Raw genomic sequence first — 16,605 nt, 5'->3', positions numbered from 1 at the left:
GAGGAAGTAAATACTAGAAAAGGTTGTCAACAGCGTTTTTACTAACCCCTCTCGTCCCCTTCCTCCCGCTCCTCCCTCATCCCTTTACTTCCCCTCCTCCCTCTCTTCCTCCTTTTTCCTATCTTTACCCAAATCACTACACAACTACATAATCAATGGAAAACAGCGAAAAAGCGAAAAATACCGAACAGGTGCAGGCTGCGAAAGCAACGGTCGCCGAAAAACTCGAATCGTTCAAAACCGAAGCCGGTCAGCACCTTAACTCAGCGGCTGCCCACCTCGATGAATTGAAAGATCAATTGGTTGCCAAAGCACAGGAATTGGGTAAAGACATCGACATCGAAGGGCTGAAAGCGCAGGCAACGCAGCATTTCGAAGCTGCTAAAACCGCCACCGCCGAAACGTTGACGAACTTACAGGCCCAGGCCGAAACGACCTTTGCCGCAGCTTCTGCCAAAGCCGACGAATTGTCGGACGTTGCCGAAGATAAGTTTGACGATATGAAAGCCGAAGCGGCCGTACAACTCGAAGCCGCCCAGGTGAAACTTGATGAATTAAAAGCCGAAGCCGCACTTCAGATCGAGGCTGCCAAAGAACGAGCCAAAGGCATCTGGAACCAGTTGTTCGGCGAATAATTCATTTTAACGAAGTAGACGCAGAGGTTGCGCGGAGAACCAAACCTTTATCGGGGTTCTCTGGGCAACCTCTCTGTTTACCCGTAAATTTGTTCCATGAGGCTTTCGCTCCGTAAACCGACTCAGTCGTTAAACAAAGCATACGCAAAACAATCCATTTCTCAAGACCACATGGATACGTTCCGGCGGGCCTTGGCCCGGTTGTTTTCACGACTCGACGAAGCCGAATCGGAAGATTACCAGAAAACGATTGTAGCCGGTTTTTTCAGCGAAGCCTTTTCCGACGCTACGTTCGGGATCAGCACCCGCGACCGAACCGACCTGCTGATTCACGCTAGTATGAATAGCCAGGATTCGTCCGGCAGCCCCATACCGGGTGTCGTCATCAAGACTAAGAAAGTCTTTGCGGGGGAGATGATGACAACACTCAAAAACAATGTCAGGGCGCTGCATGAGCTGATTCTGTACTACTTTGACGAGCAGGAACGCGGATCAGATGGTAGCCTCCGCCACCTGATCATCACCGACGTTTACAACTGGTTTATCTTCGACGAAGTCGATTTCCGGCACTTCTTCTATGGCAACCCTAAGCTCCGGAAGCTGTACCAGATTAAACAGCAGCAGAAAAAAGATACCTCATTTTTCTACAGCGAAACAGCCCGAATACTGCGCGAACTGGATGAGGAAGTCCCCGTTACGTGCCTGAACCTGCGCGAAACCGCCGTAGCACTCGATTGGCCTGCCGAGAAAGGCAATCAGGCCGTAATGCCGGTGTTTAAGCTGTTTTCCCCTGCGCATCTTTTAAAGCTTCCGTTCGCCAGTGACGCCAACACCCTTAACCGGCGTTTTTACAATGAACTGCTTCACATCGTGGGCGTACACGAAACGCTCGAAGGGGGTCTGAAACGAATTCAGCGGCTTCCTGAAAGCGAACGGGTCGCGGGGTCGCTACTGGAAAACACCCTCACTCAACTGCGGGCCGGGAACGTGTTGACTAGCCTCAGCAACCAGGCCCACGATGGCACCGACGAGAACGATCAGCTCGTCAACGTCGGGCTGGAGCTGTGCATCACCTGGATTAGTCGACTGCTGCTTCTTAAATGGCTCGAAGGTCAGTTACGGCGTGTCCATCAAGGTGACCAACCGATCCAGTTCCTGACATCGCGCTCGATCCAGAGGTTCAGCGAGTTGAATGAGCTATTTGTTGACGTAGTAGCGATTCCCGTACACCAGCGGCCGGTTGAAGCAGCCAATCGATACGGCCCAGTACCGTATCTGAACAGTTCGCTGTTCGAACGGACTGCGCTTGAACAGACCACTTTATCCATCAATGCCCTTGAAGATGGGCTTGAGCTACCCGTATTTGGACAGACCGCGCTGAACGATTGGCCCGGCAACCCCCAGACGACCCGCCTGCCAACGCTTCAGTATTTGCTAGCGTTTCTGGATGCCTACGATTTTTCGTCCGACGGACCCGCTGAGGTGCAGTCCGATAACAAAGCGTCAATCAGCGCAGCCGCGCTCGGACTCGTCTTCGAAACGCTCAACGGTTACCGCGACGGCTCGTTTTTTACGCCCGGCTTCATCGCTACGTACATGGTGCGCGACAGCGTTCGCAAGGCCGTTGTCACACGGTTCAACGAGCAGTTTGGCTGGGCTTGTGCCGACATGACTGCTCTTTACAAGCGTCTGGACGAGGTTTCTGTTCAGGAAGCGAACGCCGTCGTCAATTCGGTACGTATCGTCGACCCGGCCGTCGGCAGCGGACACTTTCTGGTGGCTGCGCTGAACGAACTCATTGCGCTGAAAGCTGAACTAGGGATTCTGGTCGACCGCGACGGCCGACGTTTACATCATCGGGTTGCGGTGGCGGAAGATGAGCTGATCATTACGAATGACGATGGGGAGATTTTTCAATACGTTGCCCCGAACGTGCGCAGTTCAACCGGTCACATCCGGGTGAGCAGCTTCCAACAGCCCGACGGTCAGGCCTGGGCTGCGTCAAGCGAAACCCAACGCGTTCAGGAAACGATATTCCACGAAAAGCAGGCAATCCTTAGCAATTGCCTGTTCGGCGTCGACAGCAGCCCAACCGCGGTTACGCTCTGTCGGCTGCGGCTTTCGATCGAGCTGCTAAAGAGCGTATATTATTACGTTGGTGAACAGGATACACTGACGCTGGCATCGTTGCCCGATCTTGATCGAACGGTCAGGCTGGGCAACTCGCTGGTTAGTCGTTTCGATCTGAATTTTCAGATGGATACCCTGCGCAATCCGGGTCTGCGCGACAAATACCTGGTTGCGTTCCAGCAATACAGAGCCGATGCGCACGCCTATAAGCACACGAATGACAAAGCCGAGAAAGAGCGACTGCGCAACAGCATCCAGCAGTTTCAGGAGTCGATCAGCCAAATGGCGTTAGTGGAGCAAAAAGACTATGCGGATATTCGTCGGCTCGAAACGAAATTAGCGCAGTCGGCCCTAACCTTCGATTTTGTTAATCAGGGTGATCAATTTCAACGTCTTACGGAACAGCTAGACAAGAAAAAGCAAGCCTTTGCCCATAAACAACGTGCGTTTGAGCAGGCATTCGAGTGGCGGTATGCCTTTCCCGAAGTGCTGGATGAAGCAGGAAACTATGTTGGTTTTGATCTAGTGTTCAGCCATCCGCCCCAGGGCACACGAGTTAGCGACTCCGAAAAAAAGTATCTCACCAATACGTATCAAGCCGTTGCTGACCTGTATTCGCTGTTCATGGAACGGGGTTTACAGCTTGCCAAGCCGCAGGGTGGGCTAGCCTATATTTTGCCGGCCTCCTGGCAAACTGATAACGATCAATATCCAACCCGAAAGCTCTTGCTGGAAAACGCAACGCTGGAAGTTGGCATCGTGCTTCCCCGCTCTGCCGTTGACGACGTGGCTGTCGATCTCGGTATTTATCTGATACGAAAGGGCTATCAGGAAACCTTTACATCGGCGGTGTTTCTATTTGAGCCCGACGCAAAACTTACCGGACAGCTTGCGTCAGCTATACCGTTCACGTCAATACCCTCTTCGGCCTGGACCGCTACGCCCGGTTTAGAGCTAATTTTTGATCGACAGATCATCGCCATAAAACAACGATTAAGGGCATTTACCAAAACGATTGGTGACATCTCAACGGCAGCCCGCGGCATAGCCATTACCAGGAAAGACATTTCTGATCACCAGATCGACGAAACATACGTACCGTTTTTTTCCGGAATGTTAACTCGGTACGCGTCACCCGTTCCGGATTCATTTGTCCACTACGGAGAAAGTTTGTCTGCGTCGTACGCGTTCATGAACAGCGAACGCATTCTGGTTAAGCAAAAGTTAGGACAACCGGTTCGTTTGGTAGCCAGCTGGACAGCAAACAGGTTCGCCACAAAAGCCGATGTATATACGATTGCTATTACGGACTCCGCCTTTTCGGCCAAGTATGTGCTGGCACTTATAAACTCGTCGCTGGCTACGTATCTTAAAACAGCTGGTATGTTAGCTACGGGCAAGCAATCACAGTTGCAGTTAACGCTAAACGACATTCGGTCGATCCCCATTCCCGCTGTTACGTCCGAGGCCCAGGCACCGCTGATTGCTTTAGTCGATGAAATGTTGTCAGCGAAACGTACCGATCCCAAAGCTGACACACCAGTCGAAGAAGCCCGGTTAGATGAGTTAGTATTTGATCTGTATGGACTGACTCCCGAGGAGCGACTTATCGTTAGCCCAGTAGGCTCCGACAAAACGGTAGACCCGGAAGCCGGAGAGACATCAAACCAGTAACTCATTTACCAGGAGGGCGACTCATTCGTCGTTCGACGAGGGTACGTACCGATAGTCGATGTAGGCGCAACTCCGATCTTAAGTTGCGATTCCCCGCCCAAAGCGCTAAACTTGTCTTTGTATTGCACCGCTTTCCTCCATCGTGAATTCTATTCAAGTCTTTGCCCCCGCCACCGTTGCCAATGTCGCCTGCGGATTTGACATTTTTGGGTTTGCCGTCGCCAGTCCCGGCGACCAGGTTACGCTAACCACTCGCGAAGAGCCGGGCGTTACCATTACCAACATCATTGGCGATGAGGGCCGATTACCCCGCGAAACCGAACGGAACACGGCAGGCATCGCCATTCAGACGTATTTGGAGCATATAGGCCGTACAGACGTAGGTGTTGACGTGGTACTGGAAAAGCAAATGCCCTTGGGCAGTGGCTTAGGGTCCAGCGCAGCCAGCGCAGTAGCCGGGGTCTATGCGATCAATGAACTGCTCGGCCGGCCATTGCCGACGATTAAACTGCTGCCGTTTGCGATGGAAGGTGAACGACTGGCCTGCGGCTCGGCCCACGCCGACAACGTAGCGCCTTCGTTGCTGGGCGGGTTTGTGGTGATCCGCAGCTATCATCCACTCGATGTAATTCGCATTGAAACGCCAGCGTCTTTATTCTGCACCCTTGTCCACCCTGACATTGAGGTGAATACGAAAGACGCCCGGTTTATTCTTAAGAATGAAGTTTCGCTGAAGAATACGATCACGCAGATGGGCAACGTAGCCGGTTTAATTGCTGGTTTAATGACACCCGACTACGATTTGATCAGCCGCTCGCTGGTGGATGTGATCATCGAGCCAGTCCGGGCCATTCTGATTCCGGAATTTCATGAAGTGAAACAGGCCGCGCTGGACAACGGTGCGCTAGGATGCAGCCTGTCAGGTTCAGGTCCGTCTATGTTCGCCCTGAGCCGCGACGCACAAACGGCCGAACGTATCGGCCAGGCTATGCAGCAGGCGTTTTTATCAGTGGGGATCACCAGTGAAACTTACGTTTCCGAGATCAACCGACAAGGGCCGAAGGTCCTGACCAGTACGGTGCTTGTTTAAGGCGCGTACGATCTTTTACCCCTCCGCCTTCGGCACCTCCCCTCGTAGGGGAGGACTTCCTATTTAACTCTCCCCCTTCTAGGGGGAGTTGGAGGGGGTATGGCCGTATTACTCCCCCAAATTATGCTTCCGCCGTGACTGGCCCCTTTCGTGAACACCGTCAGCAGAGAAATAACGTTCGATGGTATTGAGTACGCCTTCGATCGACTTAAACACTGATTTGTTTTCGAACCGAAGCACTCGAATACCAAGGTTTGTTAGGAAAGCAGTTCGTTCCTCGTCGTATAAAATTCCTTCTTTTGTGAAATGGGGAGCGCCGTCTAATTCAACACAGAGCTTTTCGCTAACACAATAGAAATCGAGCACATAATTGCCAACACTAAACTGCCGCCTAAACTGCCGCCTAAACTTACGTCCATCTAACTGACGATTTCTAAGTCGCATCCACAAGGTTGCTTCGGCCGATGTACCATCCGTGCGTAAAATTTGACGAGTTTGCTTGAACTCCGGCGAATTAGTGAGGTATTGAGGAATAGAATTTTGAAATGAATGCGTAGCAATATTCTCCCCTCCAATTTCCCTAAAAGGGAAATTAAAAAAGTTTCCTCCCCTTTTAGGGGAGGTGCCGAAGGCAGAGGGGTAATCCCTCGACTTACAACTGCTCCCACTCCAGCCGCCAGTTCTCGAGTTGGGTTGGCAACGTAACGCCGGGCTGACGAGGCTGTTCAGTAGCCACCAGTTTAAGTGAGGTCGTCTCCTGCGTCTGAGCGGTCGTTAGCCGGTCGGTACGCAGAAAAACCCGCCTGGACGTAGCATCAATAATCTCAATATGGGCGTGAATCACGTCGCCGACGGCAAAGGTTCGCTCGTTGAGGGTTACGGGCTGCACGACTTGAAATACACACAATTGGCCTTCCGTAATTGGACCTTCGCTTAAACTGCGTGTGATTAGGCGGGTTGTTGGTGGAGACACAGAGGCCACCATTTTCGGCTCCGGCTTCGCTTCAACCGAATCTGCGGCAACCAGCACAGGTTCAGATTCGGCCATTACTTCCTCATCCGTCAGCAGCACTACGTTGGTAGTTGAGTCAGCCACAAAGCTAGGTAAGGCGTTTTCGTCCGAACTAAGTCCCGCTGCAATCGCCGTTTCGTCCATGTCGAAGGAAGCCAGGATAGACGCCCGCTCGGGGGCGTCCATAGAACCCGTATTTTCGCTGAGCGCGGCCAGGTGGCGACTGCTCAGCCGGTCCCGGTACACGTGCGGGCGCGTTAGCAACTCCTTTACGGCTACGGCCTGGAAGAGATATGCTTTTGTCTCCGAAGCCCGATACGGTAACGCCATCGGGTGCCGATTGGGGTACTGCCGGGTTAATTGCTGGATATAATTGGGACCGGCGTTGTAAGCTGTGGCTACCAACATCCACGAGCCCAACTGGTCGTATAATTCACTCAGATAGCGGCAGGCCGCGTGCGTAGCTTTTTTGAGATTAAACCGCTCATCGCGCCGATGCGATACGTTCAGCCCGAGTGACTGCGCAGTTTGTGGCATCAGCTGCCAGAACCCGGCGGCTCCTTTACGTGAAACCGCCCGGTTGGTAACGGCGCTTTCGAGGAGCGGCAGAAATTTGAAATCCGACGGGATGTGGTATTGCTTCAGAATGGGTTCAATGAACGGAAAGACCACCGACGCCCGGCGCTTAAGCATGGTTAAACTGCCCGCTAGAGACGCCTGCCGGTTCAGCGTCCGTGTCCACCGCTCAACGATGTCCGGATGATTCGTTGGGATATTTTCTCCGCAAAAATCAATGACATTGTCGGCGCGCACGGCTACTGCCTTTGCTGAACCTGAACTATAAAAGTCTGTGGTGGAGGTTTCCGAATGCAGCGCGATGAAGTTGGTGGCTGACTGGGCAACGGCGGAAAATTTCGGGAAAGTGCAGCCGATTCCGGCTACAAACAGTAGTAGGCGTTTCGTCATGGACGATAAAAGGTTACGGTAAGTACGCTACTAGCCGCTCACTCGAACGACTCAATACTGGCGGCTTCCTCTCCCCTATCTGTCCCGCTGCACTAATCTAGCAGCCGCAAAACGAAATTTTTTATCGCATTATGTTTGATGACCTTAACCAGCCTTCCGTTCTGATAGATGTACTCATCTTCCCGGTCGTCGAGCAGGGCGCGATACGTTCCTGTCGAGGTTCGGCTGAAGGTAAAATAATCACCAAAATACTCGGCGTATATCTTATTTCGGCCGGTAGGCTCGTAAAAGTACAAAGATGAAGTTGGAAAATCAATATTATTTCGTTCGATTGCCTGATGTTTGTACTTATACTGGTTGGCAACGATGTCGTAATGATCGGTTTTCCACTCGGTTCGCGACGCGTAATCGCCCCGGTTGGTATGCGCTTCAACCGTCGAGAGCATCAGTTTTTGCCCGACAAACTGGTTGATCACTTTGTAGTAAATCGTCACGGTATACACCAGCAAATGCACTTTTACATCACTGATCAGCGTGTAAGTTGTGCGGTTATCAGCCTGGGGCTGGCGCACCGCCGTCATGGTTCCGACCCGAATGCCCGCAATCTCAATCGCATAGTGATGCGTTTCGGCCGGGGCTACGGGCGACTGGGCAAAGGTTGACCATCCGCTGTTCAGCAACAGCAGAAGGAATAAGGTGACCCGTTTCATTTTAATTGATAAGGACGAGCTTCGCCAACCCGACCTAGCAGCAACGATTAAACATATTGTCGGCCTTAGTGGCACTACTCCGGCAAAAGTAGTACACGCATAGACGGTTTAACAAAATTTGGTCCACGGGGTTGAGTGTTTCCAGTACGCCGTTAAATTTTTCGTCTATTTAACGACTAAATCAGACCGAACTTTTTGCCAGATGCTGGCCGATTTGCGTCAATAACCTATGCATACTCGTTTCATTACGTTCTTCCTTGGTTTCGTTCTTACATCGTGTTTCAGCTACAGCCAGTCAGTTAGTAGTCAAGTTACGGCCGGGCAGGCATCGGCTCGGTACGCGATCATTCCCCGGCCCGCGCAACTGGAGCCACGCACGGGGGAATTTGTGCTGAGCCGCACAACTACCATCCGGATTCCTGAAGGCCTGCCTGAGCTAAAAGCAATTGCCGATTCGCTTGCCCGCCACCTTAATCGAACCACGGGTCTTGGCATTACGGTTCAGAACATCACCAGACAGGCGTTACCCGGCAATTCCATTCAGTTTATTACATCTCTTGATACAACACTGGGCGATGAAGGCTACCGGATTGATGCCACCGATCAGCTCATTACAGTTGACGCGAACAAACCAAAAGGTTTCTTTTATGCTGTACAAACGCTGTATCAACTCTTGCCGCCGGTTGTCTTAAAGAAAGAGTCCGGCACGGAAAATCAACTACCAACAGCCACAAATACGGCTCCGCCCGCTTCAAATCCTTCACTCCAAACCTTTACTATTCCAGCCTGCCGCATTCAGGATCAGCCCCGCTACGTCTACCGGGGCCTGCATCTGGATGTTTGTCGGCACTTTTTTCCGGTTGCGTTCATCAAGAAGTACATTGATCTGATGGCGTTCCATAAGTTCAATACGTTCCATTGGCACCTCACCGACGACCAAGGCTGGCGGATCGAGATCAAAAAGTACCCGAAGCTTACGCAGGTAGGCGCTCAACGGCGCGAAACCATTGTCGGCCACTATGACGAGTACGACCCGCAGGTTTTTGACGGAAAACCCTACGGCGGTTTTTATACCCAGGACGAAGTTCGCGAGGTCGTGCGGTACGCAGCCGCCAAATACATTACCGTGGTGCCCGAAATTGAGCTGCCCGGTCATGCGCTGGCCGCGTTGGCCGCTTACCCGGAACTGGGCTGCTCGGGTGGGCCGTATCAGGTGGCGACCAAGTGGGGCGTTTTTCCCGACGTTTTCTGCCCGTACGAGAAAACGTTCACCTTTCTGCAAGACGTCCTGACCGAAATAATGGCGTTGTTTCCAGGTAAATACATTCATATCGGGGGCGACGAATGTCCTAAAGAAAGCTGGCGAAGAAGTGCCTTCAGCCAGCAGCTCATCAAGCGCGAGAAACTGAAAAATGAGCACGGCCTGCAAAGCTATTTCATTACGCGCATCGACAAATTCGTTACGTCCAAAGGCCGTCGGATTATTGGCTGGGACGAAATTCTGGAAGGTGGTCTCTCGCCCAATGCTACCGTTATGAGCTGGCGCGGCACAAAAGGTGGCATTGAGGCTGCCCGTCAGCGTCACGATGTGATCATGACACCTGGTCAGTATTGCTACTTCGATCACTACCAGGGCGATCCAGCGCAGGAGCCTATGGCCTTCGGCGGGTCATTACCGCTCTCGCTGGTCTATTCATATAATCCGACACCAGCCAATCTATCGGCCGCAGAAGCTAAACACATTTTGGGTGCCCAGGGCAATCTCTGGACGGAGTATCTGGAAACAGCCGATCAGGTCGAGTACATGGTCTGGCCACGAGCGGCTGCGCTGGCCGAGGTTGTCTGGACACCGCTGGCCCAGAAAAACTACGACGATTTTTCGCGTCGGCTGCTCATGCACGTCGAACGATTGGCGAATCTGAATGTGAATTACGCGCGGACGTTCTACGACGTAACGCCGTCCGCAAAACCACTTCCGGAGGGTAAGGTAGACGTAACGCTTTCAGCGAATCCGCTCGTACCGGAGATACGCTATACAATCGATGGCAGCGTTCCGTCGGGCGAATCGCCCCGCTATACAGTCCCTTTGCGGCTCGACCAGTCATCCACGATTCGTATGGCCACCTTTTCGAATGGCAAGCCACTCAGTCAGGTCGCTAAAATTCAGAAAGAATACCTTGTCTCCAAAGCAACGGGTAAGACCTACAAGCTGCTCAGTGCCGCAACTACCGGCCGACCTGACCGCAATTTTAGCCTTACCGATGGCACTACCGGCGGCATGGGCGGGTATGAGCTAACCAATGTGGTGTCGTTCGCTAACGATTTTAACGCCGTTATTGATTTAGGGCAATCGCAGCCGGTTGAAAGTGTTCGCGTCGGCTTCGTGAAATATACCGCCCGAAACCTCTGCCTGCCCGACCGGGTTGACATCGCCGTGTCCGACGACGGACAGACCTTCCGGCCGGTGGCAAGCGTGAAAACCAACGCAGCCGAAGGAGGGAAACGAGCCATTACCCGGCTACCCTTCGACTTTACGCCTACCACCGCCCGGTACGTCCGGATTCTGGCGCACAATGTCGGGCGGGTTCCGGCCGGGTTGCGCAATCCGGGTAAGCCAGCCCAACTAGCCGTCGATGAGATTGAGATTCGGTAAGCCCATTCGGCTAATATGTTACGCTAGCAGCTGTAAATAGGAAAAACAGCCAACGATTAGTTGGTTTTTCACCTATTCCGACGCTTATTGTACCTCATATTTTAACTTGTATGGCCGAACAACTCCTAACCGAAGAAAAAACTGAATTCAAACGCTCCCTGAGCTTACTCGATTCCACCTTAATTGTGTCGGGATCAATGATTGGTTCGGGCGTTTTTATTGTTACGGCCGACATGGCCCGCAATCTAGGTTCATCAGGCTGGCTGCTCATGCTCTGGGTCCTGACGGGCGTATTGACCGTAGCTGCAGCCCTGAGCTATGGCGAGTTGGCAGGGATGATGCCTAAGGCCGGCGGACAATACATTTACATCCAGCGCGCCTATGGCCACCTCACCGGTTTTGTGTACGGGTGGACGGTCTTTACCGTTATTCAAACCGGCACCATTGCCGCCGTAGCCGTGGCTTTTACGAAATACACGGCCGTATTTATTCCTGCTTTAGGCCCCGACAACGTGTTGATGGCGCTCGGTCCCGTGAAGATTTCAGCGGGCTCGTTGTTCGCCATTGCAAGCCTGGTGCTGCTGACCTGGCTGAATAGCCGGGGGGTGCAGAGTGGTAAGCTCATTCAGAACGTTTTCACGTCGGCGAAGCTGATTGCGCTGCTCGGCCTCATCGTCATTGGCATTACGCTGGGGCTTAAAAGCGGCCAGTTGTCGACTAACTTCGCCAATGCCTGGGACGCCAGCACGACCAGCGCTACGGGCGAGATTATTCCTCTGGCGGGTATTGCGCTTCTGCTCGCCTTCGGTACGTCCATGGTTGGCTCGCTCTTCTCGGCCGATGCCTGGAACAACGTAACGTTCATTGCGGGCGAGATCAAAAATCCGCGTCGCAATATTCCCCTGGCTTTGTTTTTCGGTACGCTGATCGTGACAACCATCTACTTTCTGGCGAACGTATCGTATCTCTCGCTTCTGCCCCTGAAAGGCTCGCCAACGGCCACGGATATTCTAGGGCGAGGCATTCAGTTTGCCGAAGCCGATCGGGTAGCGACAGCCGCCGTTTCGACGATCTTCGGTGACATTGCCGTGGCGTTTATGGCGGTGCTGATCATGATTTCGACCTTTGGCTGTAACAACGGCCTGATTCTGGCTGGTGCGCGCCTGTATTACGCGATGGCTAAAGATGGCCTTTTTCTTAAGCAAGCTTCCCACCTGAATCGAAATGCCGTACCCGGTCGGGCCTTGTGGCTGCAGTGCATCTGGGCATCGCTGCTGTGTTTATCGGGCACCTACGGCGACCTGCTCGACTACTGCACCTTTACGTCGCTATGCTTTTATATTGTTACAATCGGCGGCATATTTCTGCTGCGCCGGAAAGAACCCGACGCTGAGCGGCCGTATCGTGCCTTCGGTTATCCAGTGGTACCGATTCTGTATATTCTCGCAGGCTTAACCATTTGCGGCATTCTGCTATACACAAAAACGTTTAATACCGGCATGGGTCTGCTGATCGCGGGTCTGGGTATACCGGTATACTTGCTGACAAGCCGGGGTAAATCAGCCACTGAATAGCGGTAATCATTATTTACAAACAGATAAGGCGGCTTAGTTATGGCCGCCTTATCTGTTTATGTCACCCCTTATTGGGTGCTAGGCGAACCGTTCCCGGCCCCTTGTATCGACAAGTCGGCCGCCCTCACCATCAATATCCGTAGCTGGTCGTTTGGATAACGTATTGGGAGAGTTCAAATGCGCTCCATTGTATACGCCTACGCTCAGCCGCTCCACTAACTCACTGCCCAACCAACCCGTAACGCCGGCAATCAGAAACGCCACAAACGACAGCGTCATGGCAATACTCGTTGGTAAATAGCCCGGTTCGTCGCGCCGGAACAGCCAGCTAACCGCGAATAAAATCAAGACAAATACATTACCTACGCCATGCACTAAACCTACACGTTTGGCCCGCGTTCCGGACGGAATCGCAAACCAGTCGATCCAACCCGGTACGGCCGCAGCTAATCCACCAATCAGACCCGCAACCAGCATCCAGTAGGATACCAGCGCAAACGTTGAGTTATCGCTAACCAAGTAAACAATATCGAAGATAACCGCCGTAGAAAGTAATCCCAGCGGAAATACGATCATAATAGGGTGGGCTGCGTGGCCCGCCAGTTTCGCTCTGCTTTCCATAGTCGTTGAGTAAGTTAACTTCGTCTATAACGCCTGATTCAGAGCAATGTTCACCGGCGTGAGGCAGTGGAAACCTACCCACCCATCTTTGATAGAACGAACGCAAGTAGAAAGCCGACTACCGTAATCAACCCGGCAAATTCGTGCGTTTCCTCGAATGCTTCGGGGATCATTGTGTCGACGAGCATGGCTAGAATTGCCCCGGCTGCCACGGCGGTTGTGGCGGCAGTAACATCGTTTGAATAGTCCTGAAAGAGGGTATAACCCAGCAGAGCAGCCACGCCCGAAACCAGCGCAATAGCAGCCCATATCCCCATTACGTACGCTACCGACCGACCCGCTTTTTTCATTCCGGCCGCACTAGAAAGTCCTTCCGGTATATTCGACAGAAATACAGCAACGACCGCAACGACGCTTACCCCTTTGCCACCCAGCAGACTTAGTCCGATTACAATTGATTCAGGAATTCCATCCAGCAAGGCCCCAACGGCGATGGCTAATCCACTCCCCTGCTGATCCTGTTCAGATGCCTGTTGATCTCCAGAGCGCTTGCGGTGCTTCGCACCTTGTTTTGACAAGTAGTAATTAGCGGCTGTATACACGGCCGCTCCGCCGATAAAACCAACTGCGGTAGCATCGAAACCGCCGGTGCGGTAGGCTTCGTCCATCAAATCGAACGATAAAGCCGAAAACAAGACCCCGCTGCCAAAGGCCATTACGCTGGCAATCAACCGCTGCGGAACGTTTACAAAATAGCCCATGGCAGCGCCGATCAGCAAGGCACCACCAGATAACAACCCCCACAGTCCGGCTTGCAGCCATTCAGGAATCATATGCTTGAATCATGCAGTAACTGACTACCTGAACCGGGGCCGTTGGCTTTTGTTGCAACCAAAACCAAATGGATTGTAGATAGGTAGCAATAAAACGCCCCTCTATAGGTTATGGCTTTCAGAAGCTTCTAGCAGATAAACCCTTCTGACTGAACTGTCAGCGCATCCTGGTCGTTTAGTAGTATAGTAACACTATGGTATATAATCACTTATTCCGTTTCTTCTGGGCAGGATTGTTAGCTGGCTATATGGTTGGCTGTACAGGCGTTGGTCCGGCCACTACGTTGTTCCGGTCCTCGTCGCCCCACGAACAATACGGGCAATCGCTCAAAACCGCTAAACTTGACCAGACTGCCTTAGGTACCGATTGGCTGTCGGCCAGCGACCGAGCGTTACGCGACTCACTCAAAATTACGATTCCCTATCGGGAGAGTGGCTATTTTGCGGCTACGAAGGCATTTTCGGTTGGTTACCGGCTCGACGCGCAGCGGGGTGATAAATTTCTGGTGAAAGTCGAGACTCAGGGGCAGAAGGATGTGCAGGTGTTTATCGACGTATTTGCGTTGAATGACCGACGAAGCGCCGATTTGATTGCGTCATCGAAAGCCGATACCAACGTCTTGGCCTGGGAACCCCGCCGAACCCAAACGTATCTGATCCGTATCCAGCCCGAACTGCTACGTAGCGGCCGGTATACGATTTCGATTACGCGGGAGCCCGCCCTTAGCTTTCCGGTAAAGGGAAAAGACAGTCGACAGATCAGCAGTTTTTTTGGTGCCTCGCGCGATGCGGGTCGCCGTCGGCACGAGGGCGTCGATATCTTCGCCCCGAGAGGAACACCCGCTGTGGCCTCAATCGACGGTATTGTCTCCGGCGTCGGCACAAATAGCCTGGGCGGCAACGTCGTTTTTGTGTCCGACAACGACCGAAACATTCGGCTGTATTACGCTCACCTCGACCGATGGAATGTCAGCAATGGCCAGCGCGTATCGGTTGGTGATACAGTAGGGTTTGTGGGGAACACGGGTAACGCCCGCACTACAGGCCCGCACCTGCACTTTGGCATCTATGGTTATTCAGAAGGGGCGGTAGATCCCTTACCTTTTATTCGACTTGGCCGTGGCCCTGCCCGACAAACACTGCTATCCGAATCCCGATTGGGCGATTCGATACGTGTTGCAGCGGCTCGTTCGGCCGTGCGGCTGGCACCGGGCAGCGATGCGCCTGTTTTACGACAGTTACCGAAGTCGGCGGCTCTGACGGTACTGGGTGGTACTGAAACCTGGCTGCGGGTTACCCTCCCCGACGGCCTGACGGGTTACGTAGCGAGTGCGACTACCGAACCCGTGAAACGTCCGTTGCAACGGCTGACGCTTTCTGCGCCCGGCAATTTACTGGATGCGGCCGATCCCCTGGCGGCTACCATCGACACCCTGGCCAGTGGTTCCGTCGTCGATGTTCTGGCTGTTTCAGACCGGTTTCAACTCGTGCGCAATGCCGATCAGAAAACAGGCTGGTTGGTCAGAGCCTCCGCTCAATAATTCGTTAATTAAACTTGTTTAGACTACATCTAAATTAACCACTGGCTATTATCTTTGTGGTATTGCAATAACAAGCGTAATGACTAACAGACCAGTTTCGTATCAGGAAGTATTTAGAACGGACAAAGGAGCAGTTTATCAATGCGATACGACGAACCGGCTGATCATCGAGTTTTGGGATACGCATACGCCTATGTCAGCCCGCGACTTTTCTCATTTCCGGCGGATGGTACAAACCGTCGATGTTCGTCAGATGGCGCTGAGCACTGATAACGCCCACGACGTTGAAATTCTGACTCCTCCCCGCTCCGAACGGTGCTACGTTTTAACGCTCTGCGAAATCATTCACCTGCGGGAATTGCTGAATGGGGCCAATCTGATGCTGGAACTCAATAGCATTCTTCGCGAGAGCGGCTGTTCTACGCTGGCTTAGTTAAATTATTCTGTTTCTAAATTTGAGGGGAATCAACCGGCTGCATAACACGAGCCGGTTTTTTGTTGTTACTTTGGTATCAACATGTTGCACCGAACGCAGTATCTATTATGAAAGATTTAGTAAGACTTCGTACGTCGATAAAAGAACCCGTTGAAATGGTTCTGAATCAGCAGATTCAGATTGAGATGGTTTCGTCATCGAAATATTTAGCAATGGCAGGTTGGTGCGATCGGAATGGATTTGATCATTGCGCGGGCTTTTTCTATAAACAATCGGAAGAAGAGCGCAACCACGGCATGCGCATTTTCCATTACCTATGCGATCAGGGCGGTACGGCTTATTCGCCCGAGATTCCAGCAGTTGGTCAGGAGTTTGATTCATTACGCTCCGTATTCGAAACGGTCCTAGATCAGGAAGTGGCCGTTACCGATTCCATTAACCGGGTTATCAGCGTCTGCCGCCGGGAAAATGACTACGCCACCGAGGAACTAATGAAGTGGTTTGTGAAAGAACAGGTTGAAGAAGAGTACATCGCCCGTCGGTGCCTTGAACTGATCGATCAGATTCCAGCCGACCAGGTGTACTATCTGGATAAAAAGCTGGCCAGCGTTACGTTCGATGGCAACCCCTTTGAGTAAGTACCAACCTTATGATACAAAAAAACGGCACTTCAATCTGAGTGCCGTTTTTTGTTTGCTATGGTTCGTGTCGATTTAATGATCTAGCTGAT

Annotated in this window: 13 protein-coding genes; 8 read left to right on the top strand and 5 right to left on the bottom strand. The window is 52.4% G+C overall.

Annotated features, from left to right (window positions below):
• Window positions 1–155 precede the first annotated feature (155 nt).
• The 3 genes from ACYVIY_RS24280 (at window position 156) to ACYVIY_RS24270 (ending at window position 5,529) form a co-directional block, all read left to right on the top strand.
• The gene (locus ACYVIY_RS24280) at window positions 156–635 is read left to right on the top strand and encodes a hypothetical protein (RefSeq protein WP_460979091.1); all 480 of its coding nucleotides are present in this window, start codon (window positions 156–158) and stop codon (window positions 633–635) included.
• A gap of 96 nt (window positions 636–731) precedes the next feature.
• Complete coding sequence (locus ACYVIY_RS24275) at window positions 732–4,439, top strand: type IIG restriction enzyme/methyltransferase (protein WP_460979090.1); 3,708 nt, start codon at window positions 732–734, stop codon at window positions 4,437–4,439.
• 142 nt (window positions 4,440–4,581) lie between these two features.
• Window positions 4,582–5,529 carry a homoserine kinase gene (locus ACYVIY_RS24270; protein ID WP_460979089.1) on the top strand — a complete coding sequence of 316 codons (948 nt, stop codon included), beginning with the start codon at window positions 4,582–4,584 and terminating at the stop codon, window positions 5,527–5,529.
• A gap of 108 nt (window positions 5,530–5,637) precedes the next feature.
• Here the strand turns inward: ACYVIY_RS24270 and ACYVIY_RS24265 are convergent, their stop codons facing one another.
• From ACYVIY_RS24265 to ACYVIY_RS24255, 3 genes are all read right to left on the bottom strand, one after another.
• Window positions 5,638–6,063, bottom strand: coding sequence for an endonuclease domain-containing protein (locus ACYVIY_RS24265; protein WP_460979148.1), 426 nt, complete (start codon window positions 6,061–6,063; stop codon window positions 5,638–5,640).
• Between the two features lie 118 nt (window positions 6,064–6,181).
• A complete protein-coding gene (locus tag ACYVIY_RS24260; protein ID WP_460979088.1) occupies window positions 6,182–7,507 on the bottom strand; it encodes a lytic transglycosylase domain-containing protein in 1,326 nt (441 codons plus the stop codon).
• Between the two features lie 92 nt (window positions 7,508–7,599).
• Window positions 7,600–8,217: a DUF6134 family protein gene (locus tag ACYVIY_RS24255; RefSeq protein ID WP_460979087.1), complete on the bottom strand. Its 618-nt coding sequence runs from the start codon at window positions 8,215–8,217 to the stop codon at window positions 7,600–7,602.
• A 229-nt stretch (window positions 8,218–8,446) separates the two neighbouring features.
• On the opposite strand from ACYVIY_RS24255, the gene ACYVIY_RS24250 reads away from it, so the two are divergent.
• Together ACYVIY_RS24250 and ACYVIY_RS24245 are read left to right on the top strand one after the other, a co-directional pair.
• Window positions 8,447–10,870 (top strand): glycoside hydrolase family 20 protein, encoded by a 2,424-nt coding sequence (locus tag ACYVIY_RS24250; protein WP_460979086.1) that lies wholly within the window; start codon window positions 8,447–8,449, stop codon window positions 10,868–10,870.
• Between the two features lie 110 nt (window positions 10,871–10,980).
• Window positions 10,981–12,444 carry an APC family permease gene (locus tag ACYVIY_RS24245; protein WP_460979085.1) on the top strand — a complete coding sequence of 488 codons (1,464 nt, stop codon included), beginning with the start codon at window positions 10,981–10,983 and terminating at the stop codon, window positions 12,442–12,444.
• 78 nt (window positions 12,445–12,522) lie between these two features.
• Here the strand turns inward: ACYVIY_RS24245 and ACYVIY_RS24240 are convergent, their stop codons facing one another.
• A complete protein-coding gene (locus ACYVIY_RS24240; RefSeq protein WP_460979084.1) occupies window positions 12,523–13,065 on the bottom strand; it encodes a DUF2231 domain-containing protein in 543 nt (180 codons plus the stop codon).
• Between the two features lie 74 nt (window positions 13,066–13,139).
• Window positions 13,140–13,898 carry a ZIP family metal transporter gene (locus tag ACYVIY_RS24235; RefSeq protein WP_460979082.1) on the bottom strand — a complete coding sequence of 253 codons (759 nt, stop codon included), beginning with the start codon at window positions 13,896–13,898 and terminating at the stop codon, window positions 13,140–13,142.
• A 194-nt stretch (window positions 13,899–14,092) separates the two neighbouring features.
• Between ACYVIY_RS24235 and ACYVIY_RS24230 the strand changes: the two genes are divergently transcribed.
• The 3 genes from ACYVIY_RS24230 to ACYVIY_RS24220 all read left to right on the top strand — a co-directional run bounded on the left by ACYVIY_RS24230 (window position 14,093) and on the right by ACYVIY_RS24220 (window position 16,513).
• The gene (locus ACYVIY_RS24230; protein ID WP_460979081.1) at window positions 14,093–15,439 is read left to right on the top strand and encodes a peptidoglycan DD-metalloendopeptidase family protein; all 1,347 of its coding nucleotides are present in this window, start codon (window positions 14,093–14,095) and stop codon (window positions 15,437–15,439) included.
• 79 nt (window positions 15,440–15,518) lie between these two features.
• Complete coding sequence (locus ACYVIY_RS24225) at window positions 15,519–15,872, top strand: hypothetical protein (RefSeq protein WP_460979080.1); 354 nt, start codon at window positions 15,519–15,521, stop codon at window positions 15,870–15,872.
• Window positions 15,873–15,982: 110 nt separating this feature from the next.
• Window positions 15,983–16,513, top strand: a complete 531-nt coding sequence (locus ACYVIY_RS24220) for a ferritin (RefSeq protein ID WP_460979078.1) — start codon at window positions 15,983–15,985, stop codon at window positions 16,511–16,513.
• Window positions 16,514–16,605 lie beyond the last annotated feature (92 nt).

It is taken from the genome of Spirosoma knui, assembly GCF_054780635.1.
This window is presented reverse-complemented; position numbering and strand designations above follow the sequence as displayed.

What these genes read in the sequence shown, in the direction of transcription:
- ACYVIY_RS24260 (WP_460979088.1), bottom strand. Translation starts at nt 7,507, where the DNA reads ATGACGAAACGCCTACTACTGTTTGTAGCCGGAATCGGCTGCACTTTC.
- ACYVIY_RS24235 (WP_460979082.1), bottom strand. Translation starts at nt 13,898, where the DNA reads ATGATTCCTGAATGGCTGCAAGCCGGACTGTGGGGGTTGTTATCTGGT.
- ACYVIY_RS24240 (WP_460979084.1), bottom strand. Translation starts at nt 13,065, where the DNA reads ATGGAAAGCAGAGCGAAACTGGCGGGCCACGCAGCCCACCCTATTATG.
- ACYVIY_RS24245 (WP_460979085.1), top strand. Translation starts at nt 10,981, where the DNA reads ATGGCCGAACAACTCCTAACCGAAGAAAAAACTGAATTCAAACGCTCC.
- ACYVIY_RS24275 (WP_460979090.1), top strand. Translation starts at nt 732, where the DNA reads ATGAGGCTTTCGCTCCGTAAACCGACTCAGTCGTTAAACAAAGCATAC.
- ACYVIY_RS24255 (WP_460979087.1), bottom strand. Translation starts at nt 8,217, where the DNA reads ATGAAACGGGTCACCTTATTCCTTCTGCTGTTGCTGAACAGCGGATGG.
- ACYVIY_RS24280 (WP_460979091.1), top strand. Translation starts at nt 156, where the DNA reads ATGGAAAACAGCGAAAAAGCGAAAAATACCGAACAGGTGCAGGCTGCG.
- ACYVIY_RS24220 (WP_460979078.1), top strand. Translation starts at nt 15,983, where the DNA reads ATGAAAGATTTAGTAAGACTTCGTACGTCGATAAAAGAACCCGTTGAA.
- ACYVIY_RS24225 (WP_460979080.1), top strand. Translation starts at nt 15,519, where the DNA reads ATGACTAACAGACCAGTTTCGTATCAGGAAGTATTTAGAACGGACAAA.
- ACYVIY_RS24250 (WP_460979086.1), top strand. Translation starts at nt 8,447, where the DNA reads ATGCATACTCGTTTCATTACGTTCTTCCTTGGTTTCGTTCTTACATCG.
- ACYVIY_RS24230 (WP_460979081.1), top strand. Translation starts at nt 14,093, where the DNA reads ATGGTATATAATCACTTATTCCGTTTCTTCTGGGCAGGATTGTTAGCT.